This window comes from Bradyrhizobium sp. 139 (assembly GCF_023074175.1).
Lineage (GTDB): Bacteria > Pseudomonadota > Alphaproteobacteria > Rhizobiales > Xanthobacteraceae > Bradyrhizobium.
In genome coordinates, this window is the sequence record NZ_JADPKS010000159.1 from 18,842 (window position 1) to 33,995 (window position 15,154).

A 15,154-nucleotide genomic window follows, 5' to 3' on the forward strand; every position below is an offset into this window, starting at 1 on the left:
CGCGCGGGGAGTGGCCGAGAAATGCTGAAATACTTCGCTAAAATCTCGATGGATATTTTACCCTCGGTGCTCGCGACGATCATCGGGGCTTACATCGTTAATCACTACATCAACGCTAAGCCGGCGGCCGATGTCCCTGCGGCCGTGATAGCGCCTGCCGATGCCGGCAAGAGCGGCAAGCCTTCCGACGTGGCCCATCTCCCGGCGCCCGGTGTCAAGGCCAAGGGTGTCTCCGAGAAGAGCATCTCCGAGAAGAGCGTGACCGATAAGGCGTCGGCCGAGAAGCCCGCCGACAAATCCGGCGAACGGCCGGCCGAGGCCAAAGCCGCGGACGTTGCTCCCGCCGAGACCGGCCCGCGCGGCCGCAGCCCGGCGCGTGAGAAGGCGGCCGCCAAGTCCGCTCCGGCTGTCGCGGCTCCCGCCACTGCCCCGGTGGTCGAAGCCAATTCGGCACCGGCTTCGCCGGCAGCGAGCCCCGATGCCAACGATCTCGCGCGCGCCGCCATCGAGCGCCTGCGCAAGTCGCCTGAGGGCAAGGCCGCTGAGGCCAGATCTTCCGAAGCCAGGCCTTCCGAAGCCAGGCCTTCCGAAACCAGGTCTTCCGAAACCAGGTCTTCCGAAACCAGGTCTTCCGAGAGGACGCCGGAGCCTGCGGTGCGGGAAGCCGCCCGCTCCCCGGAAGCTCCGCGTGCCATCACGGCGGAGCCGTCAACGCTCCGCCCGCTGCCGCCGCCGATCACGGTCTCGACGTCTTCACCGGAAGCCTATGGCAATGGCGGCTCGTCGCCGGCCAATCCGCCCTACACCGCCTCGATCGGCAATGACGATCCGAATCGGATGACGCCGCCGGCCGACATTCCGGTGCCGATGATCGCTCCGCCGCTCGATCTGCGCGCCGATGCAGGCGCGACCACGCCGCGGCCGAGGAAGACCAATGTTGCCGACGAGATGCTGTCGGGCATGAAGTCGATGTTCCACTCCGTCCTGCCGAAGAGCGACACTCCCGATTAAGACGGCGGCTTGGCTTAGGGCGGCTTGGCTTAGAATGGGGGGCTTGGCCGCGCTGTCAGCCGCCGACGCGGGCAAGGCCGCTACGGGCGGCGTCGTCACGTGGACGAAGGGCGACCGCCTTGTTGTAGGACGCGGCCGCCTTGGCCTTGTCACCCATCCGTTCATAGGCCTGTCCCCGCACGGTCCACACCTGTGCATTGTGCGGATCGGCCTCGGAGGCCTCATCCAGATCGGCCGCCGCTTCCTGGACCTTGCCGACGGCGAGATAGCTGGTGGCGCGGCCGAGCAACGGCTCGACCTTTTGCGGATTGAGCCCGTTGGCGGCTCCGAAATCTGCGATGGCAAAGCTATGCTCATTGTTGCCCTGATAGATCAGGGCGCGGCCATAAAGTGCCTGTGCATTATAGGGATCGAGCGCGACCGCACGGTTGAACTCGTCCAGCGCGCCAGCCGTCTCTCCTGACTTCGCCAGGGTCTGGCCTTTAGCGGTGTGGGCCTGGGCCTCGCTGACATTGCCGGCGCTGACCGCGCTGTCGGTGGCCGTCGCAGCCGCCTTAGGCGCCTCCTGCGGCTTCTCCTTCTCCGGCATCAGGGAGCCCAGGTCGAAGGAGCAGCCGCACAGCACAACCCCCATCAAACCGAGCGCGACCGGCTGCCGCCAGATCTGGCGTAGCCGCGCCAAGCCGCGCTCGGGGAAAGGGGAGGCCATCTCCGGTTGCTCGCGCTGGTGCCGCATCGGTAGTGCCCCCGTCCCAGAGAAGGCACCGCTCACAAAACAATAACGCGGGCCAGGGGCCCGCGTCATCGAAAACTCAATCTTGCAAGTCAGGCAAAATCAGCGCGGTCCGCGCGGACCTGCACCTGGGCCGCCGCGGCCGCCACGATCACCGCCCGGACCAGCGCCGAACACCGGCTTCGGCTTCATCGGCAGCAGGCCTTCACGCTGGAGCTTCTTGCGGGCCAGCTTGCGCGCGCGGCGCACGGCTTCGGCCTTTTCACGGGCCTTCTTCTCGGAGGGCTTCTCGTAATGACCGCGGAGCTTCATCTCGCGGAAAATTCCCTCGCGCTGCATCTTTTTCTTCAGCGCCTTGAGGGCTTGATCGACATTGTTATCGCGAACGAGAACCTGCACGCGGCATCCTCTTCAGTGGATCGGATTTGAATTCTGGTAAGTCAAAGGGGATGGCGGAACGCGCAAGCCCTTAACCTTGAGGGCGCGGATGTATCAGACAAAACCTGCGATGTCCACCTGCCAAGCAGGTTTTCGGACCAAGTTCAGCCATTAAATGCGGCGAAAATACCCTTGTACAGCCCCGATTTGGGCGGTTTAGCGCCAAGGGCGGGGCAGTTCCCGGAGCTTTGTTTCCGGAAATCCAGGAATCAGGGGAAACGCCGACATGGATATGAAGAAATACGCTGCCGAGGCCATCGGCACATTCTGGCTCACATTCGCAGGCTGCGGCAGCGCCGTGATCGCGGCCGGCTTTCCCCAGGTCGGGATCGGCCTGGTCGGCGTGTCCCTGGCGTTCGGCTTAAGCGTCGTCACCATGGCCTACGCGATCGGGCACATCTCGGGCTGCCACCTCAACCCCGCCGTCACCGTCGGGCTTGCCGCTGGCGGACGCTTCCCGGCAGGACAGATTCTGCCTTATGTGATCGCGCAGGTCTGCGGCGCGATCGTTGCCGCCGAGCTGCTCTATGTGATCGCCAGCGGTGCTCCCGGATTCGACGTCACCAAGGGCTTCGCCTCGAACGGCTACGGCGCGCATTCGCCGGGCCAGTACAGCATGGTCGTCTGCTTCGTCACCGAGGTGGTGATGACCATGATGTTCCTGTTCGTCATCATGGGCGCCACCCATGGCCGCGCGCCCGCGGGCTTCGCCCCGCTCGCGATCGGGCTTGCGCTGGTGATGATCCATCTCGTCAGCATTCCTGTCACCAATACGTCCGTGAACCCGGCGCGGAGCACGGGGCCCGCGCTGTTCGTCGGCGGCTGGGCGCTGTCGCAGCTCTGGCTGTTCTGGGTCGCACCACTGATCGGCGGCGCGCTGGGCGGGGTGGTCTATCGCTGGCTCAGCGAGGACCCGTCAGGCGTCGTCACGGGCGTGAAGACGGCCTGATCGAAAGGCGGGATCGCAGCATGCGCCGCGGTCCCGCTACTTGGTCCCGCTACTTGCCCTTCGTCGACCTGACTTCGGTGACGTGGCCCATCTTACGGCCGGGACGCGGCGCGCCCTTGCCGTAGATGTGCACGGTCGCGCCCGGGACGGTCAGCCACTTCTCGTAATCGTTGATCTCGTCGCCGATCAGATTGGTCATGGTGACGATTTCGCCGTGGCGCACGGCCTTGCCGAGCGGCCAGCCGGCAATGGCCCGAATGTGCTGCTCGAACTGCGAGACCGAGGCGCCGTCGAGGGTCCAATGCCCGGAATTGTGCACGCGCGGGGCGATCTCGTTGACCAGCACCTTCGGCCCGGTGCCGTTGGCGAGCACGAACATCTCGACCGCGAGCACGCCGACATAGTCGAGCGCGCTGGCGATCCTGCCGGCGATGCTGCGTGCCTCCTCGGCCAGCGCGTCCGGGATCGGCGCGGGCGCGCGGGATATCTTCAGAATGTGGTCGCGGTGCTCGTTCTCGGTGACGTCGAAACATTCGACCTGGCCCGTGGTCGAGCGCGCGGCGATCACGGAAATCTCGCGCTCGAAGGGCACGAACGCTTCCAGGATCGCCGATTTGGTGGCGAGACTGGTCCACACCTTGGCGATGTCGTCGCCCTCGCGGATGATGGCTTGGCCCTTGCCGTCATAGCCGAAGCGGCGGGTCTTCAGCACGGCCGGAAGGCCGATCCGGGCGATCGCCTCGCGCAGCGAGGGGACCGAGGTGACATCGGCATAGGCTGCGGTGCCGATGCCGAGCCGCGTCACGAAATCCTTCTCGGCGAGCCGATCCTGGGTGGTCTCGAGGACCTTGCGGTTGGGCAGCACCGGGCGGCGCGCGTCCAGCACCATCGCGGCGGCAGACGGCACGTTCTCGAATTCGTAGGTGATGACGTCGACGTCGTTGGCGAACAGCTCGAGTGCTTCGACATCGGCATATTCGGCGCAGGTCGCGTTCAGCACGACGTCGAAGGCCGGCGAGTCCGGATCGGGCGAGAATACCTGGCAGCGCAGGCCGAGCCGTGCCGCAGCCATGGCCAGCATCCGCCCCAATTGTCCGCCGCCGAGGATTCCGACGGTGTCGCCGGGCTTCAGCTTCACCTGTTTTGCGTCAGTCACGCCTTGCCCTCCGGGCGCTCGGCAACCGCCTCGGTCTGTGCCTTGCGCCAGGCGACAAGGCGGTCGGACAGGGCCGGGTCGGACAATGCCAGCACGGAGGCTGCAAGCAGCGCCGCGTTGATCGCGCCGGCCTTGCCGATGGCGAGGGTGCCGACCGGGATGCCGGCAGGCATCTGCACGATCGAATAGAGCGAATCGATGCCCTTGAGGGTCCTGGATTCGACGGGAACGCCGAACACGGGCAGTTCCGTCAGCGCTGCCGCCATGCCGGGCAGATGCGCAGCGCCGCCCGCGCCGGCAATGATGACCTTGTAGCCTGCCGCCTTGGCACCCTTGGCGAAGGCAAACAGCCGGTCGGGGGTGCGGTGTGCCGAAACGACGCGGGCCTCGGCGGCAACGCCGAGCGCTGCGAGCGTGTCGGCGGCGTGCCGCATCGTCTCCCAGTCCGACTGGCTTCCCATGATGATGGCGATCGGCGCGGTCATGACGTCAATTGTGCTCGGAAAACAGAAAGATAGGCCAGATTAACGGTTCCGGCCGGTGACTCGCAAGGCGGTGGCAAGGAGAAGGGAATGCACTATCCTGTCTTGGTGAATCCCCGCAAGCCTTCATTGAGCAGGATGCCCATGAAGAAACCAACAAGGGCAAGCGCTGCGAAGGCCAAAAAGGGCCGGAAAACCAGCGCCAGCCGATCCAAAGCCGCCCCCAAGTGCCCGGCCAAGCCGTCGCGGCGCGGAGCGGCGGCCATCGACGACACCGAGGCGACCGTCTGCGGCTTGCGAAGCAGGCTCAAGGAGGCGGAGCGGCGGGTCGCGGAATTGGAAGCTGCGGCCGATACCGATTTCCTGCTCGAAATTCCGAACCGGCGCGGCTTCGAGCGCGAACTCGGGCGCGCCATCGCCTACATGAAGCGCTATCGCGCCAGCGGCGCGCTGATCGTACTCGACGTCGATCGCCTGAAACCGATCAACGATTCCTTCGGCCATGCCGCCGGCGACGAGGTGCTCAAGGCGATTGCGGCCACCCTGACGCAGCAGGTCCGCGCCTCGGACGTGGTCGGCCGGCTTGGCGGCGACGAGTTCGCGCTGCTGCTCTGGAATCTCACCGAGACCGATGCCAAGGCAAAGGCCGCGGCCTTCGAGCAGGCGATCGACGAATTGTCGTTTACCTTTCGCGGTCAGAGCGTGACCGCCGGCGCTTCCGCCGGTGTCGCGCTGCTGGGGGCGCAGTCCGATGCAGGCCGTGCGCTGGAGGAGGCCGATGCCGCCATGTATGTGCGCAAGGCACACCGGCGGCACGAGCCGCGGATCGGGTGGTCAGTCATTAGAGCATGATCCGGACCCGAAGGGTCGCGTCAGTGCAAAATGTGCAGCGGTTTTCCTTTGCGACAAACACAGAGCGTTTGCGCAGAGATCATGCTCAAACAATAACCCTTACAGCGTAGCCAGATCGTCCGGCACATTGCCGAATTTGCGCAGCAGCGTGGCGTCGCCGAATTCGCCGGTCATGGGATCGCCGCTGCGGCTGAATGCAACCGCGCCGGTATGGCCTGCACCGTGCGCCAGGATCTCGGCGCGCCGCAACGCGGCCGTCGAGCTCTGGCATTCCTCCGCAGCGCCCGCGACCGGCGATCCGTCGGCATCGATCAGGAAGGGCATTGCAACGTAGTAGGTCACATCCGACATGGCGTTGCTCCGGTGTTGAACTTAGACGGCGCTGCTCTTGCTCCGCATCTTGCTGGGCGCGGTCTCGGGAATGCAGCCGGCTGAGATCGCCGCCCGCAATTCTTCCAGCTCTGCTTCCAGATATTCGTTGGCCATGATCAGCGCCTTGATGGTGCTGCGCAGATTGCCGTCGCACATGGCGATCGCCTGATCGCAAGCTTGTTCATAATGGCTGTTGTCGAGAAGGGCGGTTGCCGACATCTGCGTTGTCCTTGGGCGTTTTCCTGGGGCTCTGGGTGCTCGAATGTTCTTATTTTGTTCTTTTCGAGTCAAGCGGATTTACATGCGGCGAGCCGCCCCAAAACTTTCCCTGTGGATCAGGCGATGATGTCGGGCGTGATCTGGTCTTCGATGAACGCGATACGGTCGCGCAACAACAGCTTGCGCTTCTTCAGCCGCTGTAACCGCAATAGGTCGGGGGCAGGCGATTGATGCAGTGCATCGATCGCCGCATCGAGATCTCGGTGTTCCTGCTGCAACCGGGTGAGCTCGGTTTCGAGCTCACGCTCGTCTTCATTGGTCATGTTTGCGGTGGCCGAAAACCCGATAGACGTGAGATTCAAGGCTGTGGATGCCCTGTGGAAATTATCGTCCTTGCGCGGCGTGATCGCAAGCGATCTCGGGCCGCCGTTCACCGAACTCTCGCAAGATATTTCGAGCATTCGCTGCGGCGTTGCGCAAGCATGTTGATATCATGGATTTTTCCAGCGTGGTTCCTTACTCACGCTTCGTTACATATGAATTTTCAAAAATGACACTGCGACTATGGATACCCATCGACAGAACGAATCGGTGCTGTACACTTCCTCGTCCGGATCGAATCCAAGGTTTACCCCTACCGAGGAGGTTTCGAATGACAATTCAGGCACATCTGGTTGAATTGGAACGGAAGCACAAAACGCTCGAAAACGAATTGCACGAAGCTCTCGTGCACCTTTCAACAGACGACCTGCGAATTGTTGAGTTGAAGCGACGGAAGTTGATGGTCAAGGACCAGATCGAGCGCCTGAAGCACAATGGCGACACGCTCCACTAGTAACCCCCTGTAACAGCGTAGAGTTGAACATACCCTTTCACGCAAGGGTGAGAGCTATTGCACTCATCCTTGCTGGAAGGTGCGCACTTGCTGGAGGGTGCGCACTTGCTGGAAGGTGCGCACCGCGCAAAACTATTCGCACGACGCCTGGACGTTTGCGAGCTCGGCGACGTGATCCGCGATCGCTAGCGATGACGTCAGTCCCGGCGATTCGATGCCGAACAGATTGATCAGGCCTTCGACGCCGTGATCGCGCGGGCCCTGCATCAAAAAATCCTGCGTGGCCACCGCCGGCGGCACGATCTTCGGGCGAATGCCTGAATAGCTCGGCATCAGCGCGCCGTCGGGCAGCGTCGGCCAGTATTTCCGGATCGCCGGATAGAAGCGCTCGGCGCGTGATGGATCGACCTCGTAATTGATCGTCTCGATCCACTCGACGTCGGGGCCGAAGCGCGCCTGCCCGGCCATGTCCAGCGTCAGATGCACCCCTAACCCACCCGGCTCGGGCACCGGATAGATCAGGCGCGAGAACGGTGCCTTGGCGTTGCAGCTGAAATAGTTTCCCTTGGCGAGATAGGCCGACGGGATCCGGTCAATTGGCATGCCGTCGATGTGGCGTGCGACCGTAGTCGCCGAGAGCCCGGCGGCGTTGACGAGCAGGCTGCATTGCAGCGTCATCGGCGCTTCGCCGCCGGCCTCGATCTCGATCACATCGCCGACGGCCTTGGCGCGGATCAGCGGGGTGTGAAACGCAAAGGCCGCGCCGGCGGCCTCGGCCTCGCCGCGCAGCGAGAGCATGTAGGCGTGGCTGTCGATGATGCCGGTCGACGGCGAGAGCAGCGCGGCATCGCAGGCGAGCGCCGGCTCCAGCGCGCGTGCGGTCTCGCCCGTGAGCAGCTGCATGTCGAGCACGCCGTTGGCCTCGGCATGCGCCTTGATCGATTGCAGTTTCTCGGTCTCTTTGGCGCTGGTCGCGATGATCAGCTTGCCGCAATTCTTGTGGGGGATGCCGCGCTCATCGCAGTAGCGGTACAGCGCATGCTTGCCGCTGACGCACATGCGCGCCATCCAGCTCCCGGCCCGGTAATAGATCCCGGCATGGATCACCTCGCTGTTGCGTGAGGAGGTGACGGTGCCGATGGCCTCGGCTTCCTCGAGCACGATCACCTCGCGCCCGGCTTGGGCGAGCTTTCGAGCCACCGCGAGCCCGACCACGCCGGCTCCGACGACGACGCAGTCGACCTTATCCATGGCTGTGCAAGGTGTCTGCCAAAAGCGCCCGTGCCGTCGGGCCTGAGAACGACGGCGCGGGGCCGTTTTTCGTTAAGGAAGTATTTATCATGTCAGGGCAATTGCCGTATTTGGCGTCACATTTTTCTGTTGCGCATACAGGCGTTTACCCGATCCAAACCCGTGAAGCCAGACAATCCGACGTTGAAATCGCGGGTGGCTGATGGCTGAGAAGAACTGGCACGTGGGCAGCACGCTTCCGATTGCTGTGCAGGCCGTCGTGTGCCTGGGCAGCGCGGTCGCGCCCGCGCGTGCCTTTGCCCTCTCGGACAGTTTCGCCCCGCCGAGCTATCTCGGCAAGCTCGATCCCAACGTGGTCTGGGAAGCCCTGATCGGCGGCATCGTCGTCTGTGCATTCCTGGCCGCGATCGCGCTGTGGATCCATTCCTCACTGCGCCGGACCAGACGCTTGCAGCTGCGGCGCAACGCCTTTGTCTCCTCCGCCATGAACAATCTCAACCAGGGCGTGGTGATGACCGACGCGCAGCGCCGCGTGATCTTCTGCAACGACCGCTATCTCGATATCTATGGCCTGTCGCGGTCGGATCTCTGGGCCGACATGAGCGGGCATGACATCCTCAAGCTCCGTCGCGACCGCGGTATGCTCGACTCCAGCGATGATGAATTCTATGAGAAGGCGGCGAGCCCCAACGGGCTGATCACCGAGCTGCCGGACGGGCGCGCCATCCTCGTGAAATATTTTGTGCTGCCGAACGGCGGCTCGGTGGCGACGCATCTGGACGTCAGCGAGCAGCGCAGGCTGTCGCGTCAGCTCGCCTCCACCAAGCAGTTCCTGGAAACCGTGCTGGACCATGTGCCGGCCTGTGTCGCCGCGAAGACCATCGAGGACGGCCGCTACATCTTCGCCAACAGCGCCTATGAGCGGTTCTGGGGGTTCTCGCGCGACCACGCCGTCGGCAAGACTGCGCGCGAGCTGTTCGCGCCCGTCTCGGCAGCCAGCATCGAGGCGACCGATCGGGCGGCGCTGAATTCGCCGGACGGCCAGTTCCGCAATGAATTCGAGGTCGACCGCGCCGGTGAGCGGCGCATGGTTGCGTCTATCCGGATCGTGGTCCGCAACGAGCACAACAAGCCCGAATTCCTGATGCTGGTGTTCGAGGACGTCACCGACCGGCGCTCGCTGTCGCAGGAGCTGGAGAGCACCAAGAAGTTCCTCGAGCTCGTGGTCGACAACATCCCGGTGGCGCTGATCGTGGAGCAGGTCAAGGACGGCCGCTATCTGCTCGCCAATCGCAGCGCGGAGACGATCCTCAACCGTCGGCGCGAAGACGCCACGGGCCTGACCGCCTCCGACATCTTCAATCCCAAGGAAGCCAAACTGATCATCGCGCGCGACGAAGCTGCGATCAAGAAGCGCGGGATGATCACCGAGGAGCATCCGATCTCCACCAAGGACGGCCTGCGGCTGTTCCTGACCCGGCGGGCGACCGTGCTCAGCGATGCCGGCGAGCCGCAATATCTGATCAAGACCCACGAAGACGTCACCGACCGCCGGCAGACCGAGTCGCGCATGGCGCACATGGCCTATCACGACGGCCTCACCGATTTGCCGAACCGCGCCGCCTTCCTTCAGGCGCTGACCCAGATGATCGAGGCCTGCGAAGGCACCAGCGAGGAGTTTGCCGTCCTCTGCGTCGATCTCGACGGCCTCAAGGAGGTCAACGACGTCTTCGGTCATGCGCTCGGCGACAAGCTTCTGATCGAGGTGGCCCAGCGGCTTCAGGACTCCGCGCGCGGCGGCGTGGTGGCGCGCCTGTCCGGCGACGAGTTCGGCCTCATCATCGACGGCAAGCAGCCGGAGGCGGGTCTTGCGCTGGCGCAGCAGATCGGTGATGCCGTGGCCGAGGACTTCCAGATCGACGGCCGCCCGGTTCGCGCCGGTGTCACCACCGGCATGTCGATCTTCCCGCACAACGGCGCCGACGGCGCCTCGCTGCTCGCCAATGCCGGCGCGGCGCTGTTCCGTGCCAAGCAGAAATCGCGCGGCACGATCAGCCTGTTCCAGCCGGAGATGGACCAGCAGATCCGTGATCGCCGCGTGCTGCATCAGGACCTCTCGATGGCGATCAAGAACGGCGAGCTCTCGCTCGCCTTCCAGCCGCAGGGAGAGGCGGGCCACAGCGTCGCAGAGAGCGACATCATCGGTTTCGAGGCGCTGGCGCGCTGGCAGCATCCGGTGCGCGGTCAGGTCTCGCCGGCCGAATTCATTCCGATCGCCGAAGAGAGCGGCCTGATCGTCGAGATGGGCGAGTGGATTTTGCGCGAGGCCTGCCGCGAGGCAGCGTCCTGGCCGAAGCCGCTCCAGGTCGCGGTCAATCTGTCGCCGGCGCAGTTCATGCACGGCGACGTTGTCGGGCTGGTCCATTCAATCCTGATTGAGACGGGTCTGGCGCCTGGCCGGCTCGAGCTCGAAATCACCGAAGGCGTGCTGATCGAGGATTTCGACCGCGGACTTGCACTGCTGCGCCGGCTGAAGGCGCTCGGCGTGCGCATCTCGATGGACGATTTCGGCAGCGGCTATTCCTCGCTGAGCTATCTCCAGGCGTTCCCGTTCGACAAGATCAAGATCGACCGCGCCTTCATCATCAATCTCGGCCGCAATCCGCAATCGGCGGCCATCGTGCGCGCTGTCATCGATCTCGGCCACGGCCTTGAAATGTCGATCGTCGCCGAGGGCGTCGAGACCCTCGACCAGCTCGCCTTCCTTGCCAAGGAGGGCTGCGACGGCGTGCAGGGCTATCTGCTCGGCAAGCCGCTGCCGATCGGGAAATATGCCGGCCTCGTCGGTCGCGCCGAGACCATGGAGCTTGCGCTCAAGACCGGCTAGCTGTGGATCCCGGCTCGCGTAAACAAAGCGCCTCAAAACAACAATCTGGAGCGCCGTTCCGATTTCATCGGGACGGAAACGGCTCTAGTGATGGCGGGCGCTCAGCTCCCATTCGACGGCTTCATGGCGGATTACGACCTTGCGATCATCGGTGGCGGCCTGAACGGCGTCAGCCTCGCGCGCGATGCGGCCGGCCGCGGCCTGCGGGTCATCCTGTTGGAGCAGGGCGATCTCGGCAGTGCAGCCTCGTCGGCAACGCCACGGCTGATCCACGGCGATCTGTCGGTGCTGGAGCGCCGCGGGTTTTGGCGGGTGCGCCGGGCTTTGGCCGAGCGGCGGACCTGGCTCCGGATCGCGCCGCATCTGGTCCGGCCGATGCGCTTCGTGATCCCGGCCCATTCCGACGAGCGTCCGCCCTGGCTGCTGCGCGCCGGACTGTATGTCTATGACGGCCTGACGAACCGGGGCGGGCTGCCGCCATCAGCAACCCTCGACATCACGCATCATCCGGTCGGCAACGCGCTGAAGCGACCGTTCGGCACGGCCTTCCAATATTCGGACTGCGTCGTCGACGATTCCCGCCTGGTGGTGCTCACGGCACTGGATGCGGCCGAACGAGGCGCCGCAATCCGGACCGGGGCGCGTTGCGTGCGCGCCGATCGAACCGACACCTGGCGCCTTGCGGTGGTCGATCGCGGCCATCGCCGCGCGGTCACGGCCCGGGCGCTGGCCAACGCCACCGGCGGCTGGACCTCGATGGTCGCGAAGACCGTGCTGCGGCAGTGGCAGCCCGCCATGGCGGCGATGCAGATGAGCCAGATCATCGTCCCGCGGCTGTTCGAGTCCGATAACGTCTACGTCTTCCAGAACAGCGATGGACGGCTGATCTTCGCGAGCCCCTATGAGCGCGACTTCACGCTGATCGGCACGGTCACGCACGCCTTCACCGGCGATCCCGCGATCGTCGCGATGCGAGGGGACGACGTCAGCTATCTCTGCGAGGCGGCCAGCCGTTATTTTCGGGAACGCGTCGCGCCGACCGACGTGGTGCGCGCAGTCTCCGGCGTCAACCTGACGCTGGCGTCCGCTCGGCGACGGGACGGCACGACCCTGTTCCACGCGCGCCGGCGCAAGGCGCCGCTGATCACGATGTTCGGCGGCGACGTCACCACCTCGCGCCTGCGCGCGGAGCGGGCGGTGACGCGGCTGACACCGTTCTATCCGATGTCGCTGCGCTGGACCGCCGGCGCAACGCTGCCCGGCGGCGATTTTGCCTGGGATCGTTTCGACACCGAGGTCGACCTCGCGCGCGACCGTTGGCGGTTTCTGTCGGAGCCAGAGGCTCAGCGCCTGGTCGCGGCTTATGGCTCGCGGCTGCCCGCGGTGTTGGGCGAGGCGAAGAGCCGCGACGAGCTCGGCCCTGCCTTCGGCTCCGAGCTCACCGGCGCCGAGGTGCGCTATCTCATGAAGGTGGAATGGGCCCGCTTCCCCGACGACATTCTCTGGCGCCGTTCCAAGCTTGGCCTGACCATGCCTCAGGCCGACCGCGACGCCCTGGCCGCGTTCATGGCGAATGTGAACTAGGCCGTGAACCCATAAATCTGCCGGACGGGCGGCTTGTGGAGCATTGCTGCTAACGCATGCGCCGTCGCCAATCGCTCGGCGTTTCTCCGGTCAGCTTCCTGAACGCAGCGGCGAAGGCCGTCTGGGAGGCATAGCCAAGCGCCGCGGCGACCGAGACGACCGACTCGTCGGTGTCGCGCAGCATGTTCATGGCCTGCTCGAGACGGTGCTGGCGCAGCCAGGCATGCGGCGAAAGCCCGGTGCTCTCCTTGAAGGCCCGGCAGAAGTGGAAGCGCGACAGGCCGGCCTCTGAAGCGAGAGCTGCGAGCGAGACGTCCGCTTCGCTGTCCGAACGCAGGCGTTCGATGGCGCGGAGCAGGACCTTCGGCGACAGCCCCCCCATCGTCGGCTGGAACGTGGTTGGCGCACCGGCGTGCGCAGCCAAAAGGCGCGTGGCGAGGAGGTCCGCCAGCTGTTGCCTGAACAGGGCATCAAGCGCCGCGTTGCCTTCCAGCACGTCCGCCGCACTGATGAGCAGGCGGGATGTAACGGGGTCGGGATGCCCCGTTCGCTCCAGCAGGTCGCCCGGCGCCGACGCGCCGGCTCCCATGGCAACACGCTCGAGCGTTCTGTGCGGAAGGTAGAGCTGAACGACGTTGACGGGTCCGGGAATATCCCAACGCGCGCTCGATCCGGCCGGAATGATCGTCACAACCCCGGAACGCGCCGTTCCAATCGCGACTGATTTCCCGCTGCGCCGCTCCAGCCGCTGAACCCCAGTGGGGTAAGTCATAATGACGTGATCTGTCATGGGCTCGACGACGTCATGCAGGGCGCCATGCTTCCAGTGAGCGATCGCGCTGCTTGAGGGATCGGACGCCATGCGCATCGGTGCGATCTTCAGCACACGGGCCATCTCCACATCGGCAGGACGCCCATCGGCGATCGGCGAGTTGCTCTGGCGGGCCTCGGATACGGCGGGTGGGTGCTCCCGCAACGGATCGCGCAGGATCGGCTTATTCATGATCCAAAACCAAAGTTGCAGTGGCGATGGAGCTCTCGCCGCGATGGCGCGAGCAAGTAGGTGGGCCGGTCGCTGACCTGATGGCGGAACTTACCTCAGCAAACTCCTCACGTAAACTATCTGACCGATAGTGTGATCTATCCGCTGCGGTGTAGCGGAAGAACACATAATCGACCGAGCTATCCGAAGGACCTGCGAAAACCCCGAGCGATTGGCGGAGGCGCAGGGCGTTAGCAGCAATCGCTCTATAGCGACGGCAATCGCTCTGGGGCAGCGGCACGCCAGGTTCGCTAGAGATCGTCGTGCCCACGCTGAGAGAGCAACACACGAAATCAAGGGACCGATCCTATGATCTCCGTCACCACCAACGATGGCGTCCAGATTTTCTATAAGGACTGGGGGCCGAAATCCGCCCAGCCGATCGTTTTTCACCACGGCTGGCCACTGACCGCCGACGACTGGGATAACCAGATGCTCTTCTTCGTCAGCAAGGGTTACCGTGTCATCGCCCATGATCGCCGGGGTCATGGCCGTTCGATGCAGGTGAGTGAAGGCCACGATATGGATCACTACGCAGCCGATGTCGCGGCCGTCGTAGAGCATCTTGATCTTCGGAATGCCATTCACATCGGTCATTCCACGGGCGGCGGCGAGGCCACGCGTTACGTTGCACGCCATGGCAGAAATCGCGTGGCGAAGCTGGTCCTGATCGGTGCGGTGCCGCCGTTGATGTTGAAGACGGAAGCCAATCCGGGTGGCTTGCCCATCGAAGTGTTCGACGGCCTGCGCCAGCAGCTCTCTGCCAACAGGGCGCAGTTCTACAGAGATTTCGCAAGCGGTCCATTCTATGGCTATAACCGCCCGGGCGCAGAAGCATCGCAGGCCGTCATCTGGAATTGGTGGCGCCAAAGCATGATGGGCAGCGCCAAGGCCCACTATGATGGCATCAAGGCTTTCTCGGAAACGGACTTCAGCGAGGACCTGAAAAGCGTCACCCAGCCCACGCTCGTCCTGCATGGCGGTGACGACCAGATCGTACCCGTCGACGACTCGGCGCCCCTGTCGGCGAAGCTACTGAAGCACAGCACACTAAAAATCTACGATCTTCTGCCGCACGGCCTGTGCACGACACATGCCGACTTCATCAACGCCGACATTCTCTCCTTCATCTCGGCCTAGTCGGCGCCGATCAGGAACAGCGGGAGACAAGTATGACCTGGAAGAGCCTCGCCAGCCCCCTTGCAATGAAATCGCGACGTAGGGTCGTTGCTCCTGCCGTCTTCTACGGCCTCTCTCTGGCCGTTCGCTTCACGTCGGCGGCGGGCGAGGAGGTGGAAATTCCGGCGTACTCCATGCACCCGACGCATCCGCTGGTTTCCATC

General features: G+C 64.3%; 16 protein-coding genes. 7 read left to right on the plus strand and 9 right to left on the minus strand.

Going from position 1 to position 15,154, the window contains the following annotated elements:
• Nucleotides 1-21 precede the first annotated feature (21 nt).
• Nucleotides 22-1,011, plus strand: coding sequence for a hypothetical protein (locus IVA80_RS34245; protein WP_247439536.1), 990 nt, complete (start codon nucleotides 22-24; stop codon nucleotides 1,009-1,011).
• A gap of 55 nt (nucleotides 1,012-1,066) precedes the next feature.
• Here IVA80_RS34245 and IVA80_RS34250 read toward each other — a convergent pair whose 3' ends face one another.
• Together IVA80_RS34250 and rpsU are read right to left on the minus strand one after the other, a co-directional pair.
• Nucleotides 1,067-1,720, minus strand: coding sequence for a tetratricopeptide repeat protein (locus IVA80_RS34250; protein ID WP_247439537.1), 654 nt, complete (start codon nucleotides 1,718-1,720; stop codon nucleotides 1,067-1,069).
• 126 nt (nucleotides 1,721-1,846) lie between these two features.
• On the minus strand, nucleotides 1,847-2,143 hold the full coding sequence (rpsU, locus tag IVA80_RS34255; RefSeq protein ID WP_008546194.1) for a 30S ribosomal protein S21: 297 nt from the start codon (nucleotides 2,141-2,143) through the stop codon (nucleotides 1,847-1,849).
• 265 nt (nucleotides 2,144-2,408) lie between these two features.
• On the opposite strand from rpsU, the gene aqpZ reads away from it, so the two are divergent.
• Nucleotides 2,409-3,131, plus strand: coding sequence for an aquaporin Z (aqpZ, locus tag IVA80_RS34260; RefSeq protein ID WP_247439538.1), 723 nt, complete (start codon nucleotides 2,409-2,411; stop codon nucleotides 3,129-3,131).
• A 49-nt stretch (nucleotides 3,132-3,180) separates the two neighbouring features.
• Here aqpZ and IVA80_RS34265 read toward each other — a convergent pair whose 3' ends face one another.
• Nucleotides 3,181-4,287: a 5-(carboxyamino)imidazole ribonucleotide synthase gene (locus IVA80_RS34265; RefSeq protein ID WP_247439539.1), complete on the minus strand. Its 1,107-nt coding sequence runs from the start codon at nucleotides 4,285-4,287 to the stop codon at nucleotides 3,181-3,183.
• Nucleotides 4,284-4,772 (minus strand): 5-(carboxyamino)imidazole ribonucleotide mutase, encoded by a 489-nt coding sequence (gene purE, locus IVA80_RS34270; protein WP_247439540.1) that lies wholly within the window; start codon nucleotides 4,770-4,772, stop codon nucleotides 4,284-4,286. The genes IVA80_RS34265 and purE overlap by 4 nt, the downstream gene beginning before the upstream one ends.
• Nucleotides 4,773-4,913: 141 nt before the next feature.
• On the opposite strand from purE, the gene IVA80_RS34275 reads away from it, so the two are divergent.
• On the plus strand, nucleotides 4,914-5,621 hold the full coding sequence (locus IVA80_RS34275) for a GGDEF domain-containing protein (RefSeq protein WP_247439541.1): 708 nt from the start codon (nucleotides 4,914-4,916) through the stop codon (nucleotides 5,619-5,621).
• Nucleotides 5,622-5,720: 99 nt separating this feature from the next.
• Here IVA80_RS34275 and IVA80_RS34280 read toward each other — a convergent pair whose 3' ends face one another.
• The 3 genes from IVA80_RS34280 to IVA80_RS34290 all read right to left on the minus strand — a co-directional run bounded on the left by IVA80_RS34280 (nucleotide 5,721) and on the right by IVA80_RS34290 (nucleotide 6,535).
• A complete protein-coding gene (locus IVA80_RS34280; RefSeq protein WP_247439542.1) occupies nucleotides 5,721-5,972 on the minus strand; it encodes a hypothetical protein in 252 nt (83 codons plus the stop codon).
• A 21-nt stretch (nucleotides 5,973-5,993) separates the two neighbouring features.
• Nucleotides 5,994-6,212: a hypothetical protein gene (locus IVA80_RS34285; protein ID WP_247439543.1), complete on the minus strand. Its 219-nt coding sequence runs from the start codon at nucleotides 6,210-6,212 to the stop codon at nucleotides 5,994-5,996.
• A 116-nt stretch (nucleotides 6,213-6,328) separates the two neighbouring features.
• Entirely contained in the window at nucleotides 6,329-6,535 is a 207-nt protein-coding gene (locus IVA80_RS34290) for a DUF465 domain-containing protein (protein WP_148771963.1), read from the minus strand.
• 329 nt (nucleotides 6,536-6,864) lie between these two features.
• Between IVA80_RS34290 and IVA80_RS34295 the strand changes: the two genes are divergently transcribed.
• Complete coding sequence (locus IVA80_RS34295) at nucleotides 6,865-7,047, plus strand: DUF465 domain-containing protein (RefSeq protein ID WP_247439544.1); 183 nt, start codon at nucleotides 6,865-6,867, stop codon at nucleotides 7,045-7,047.
• Between the two features lie 132 nt (nucleotides 7,048-7,179).
• On the opposite strand, the gene IVA80_RS34300 is transcribed toward IVA80_RS34295, so the two are convergent.
• Nucleotides 7,180-8,298 carry an NAD(P)/FAD-dependent oxidoreductase gene (locus IVA80_RS34300; protein WP_247439545.1) on the minus strand — a complete coding sequence of 373 codons (1,119 nt, stop codon included), beginning with the start codon at nucleotides 8,296-8,298 and terminating at the stop codon, nucleotides 7,180-7,182.
• Nucleotides 8,299-8,500: 202 nt separating this feature from the next.
• Here IVA80_RS34300 and IVA80_RS34305 point away from each other — a divergent pair, with 202 nt between their 5' ends.
• Nucleotides 8,501-11,185 carry an EAL domain-containing protein gene (locus IVA80_RS34305; RefSeq protein ID WP_247439546.1) on the plus strand — a complete coding sequence of 895 codons (2,685 nt, stop codon included), beginning with the start codon at nucleotides 8,501-8,503 and terminating at the stop codon, nucleotides 11,183-11,185.
• Between the two features lie 123 nt (nucleotides 11,186-11,308).
• Nucleotides 11,309-12,769, plus strand: coding sequence for a glycerol-3-phosphate dehydrogenase (locus IVA80_RS34310; protein WP_247439549.1), 1,461 nt, complete (start codon nucleotides 11,309-11,311; stop codon nucleotides 12,767-12,769).
• Between the two features lie 49 nt (nucleotides 12,770-12,818).
• Here the strand turns inward: IVA80_RS34310 and IVA80_RS34315 are convergent, their stop codons facing one another.
• Nucleotides 12,819-13,772, minus strand: coding sequence for an AraC family transcriptional regulator (locus IVA80_RS34315; RefSeq protein WP_247439547.1), 954 nt, complete (start codon nucleotides 13,770-13,772; stop codon nucleotides 12,819-12,821).
• 348 nt (nucleotides 13,773-14,120) lie between these two features.
• Between IVA80_RS34315 and IVA80_RS34320 the strand changes: the two genes are divergently transcribed.
• The gene (locus tag IVA80_RS34320) at nucleotides 14,121-14,951 is read left to right on the plus strand and encodes an alpha/beta hydrolase (RefSeq protein WP_247439548.1); all 831 of its coding nucleotides are present in this window, start codon (nucleotides 14,121-14,123) and stop codon (nucleotides 14,949-14,951) included.
• The last annotated feature ends 203 nt before the right edge of the window (nucleotides 14,952-15,154 follow it).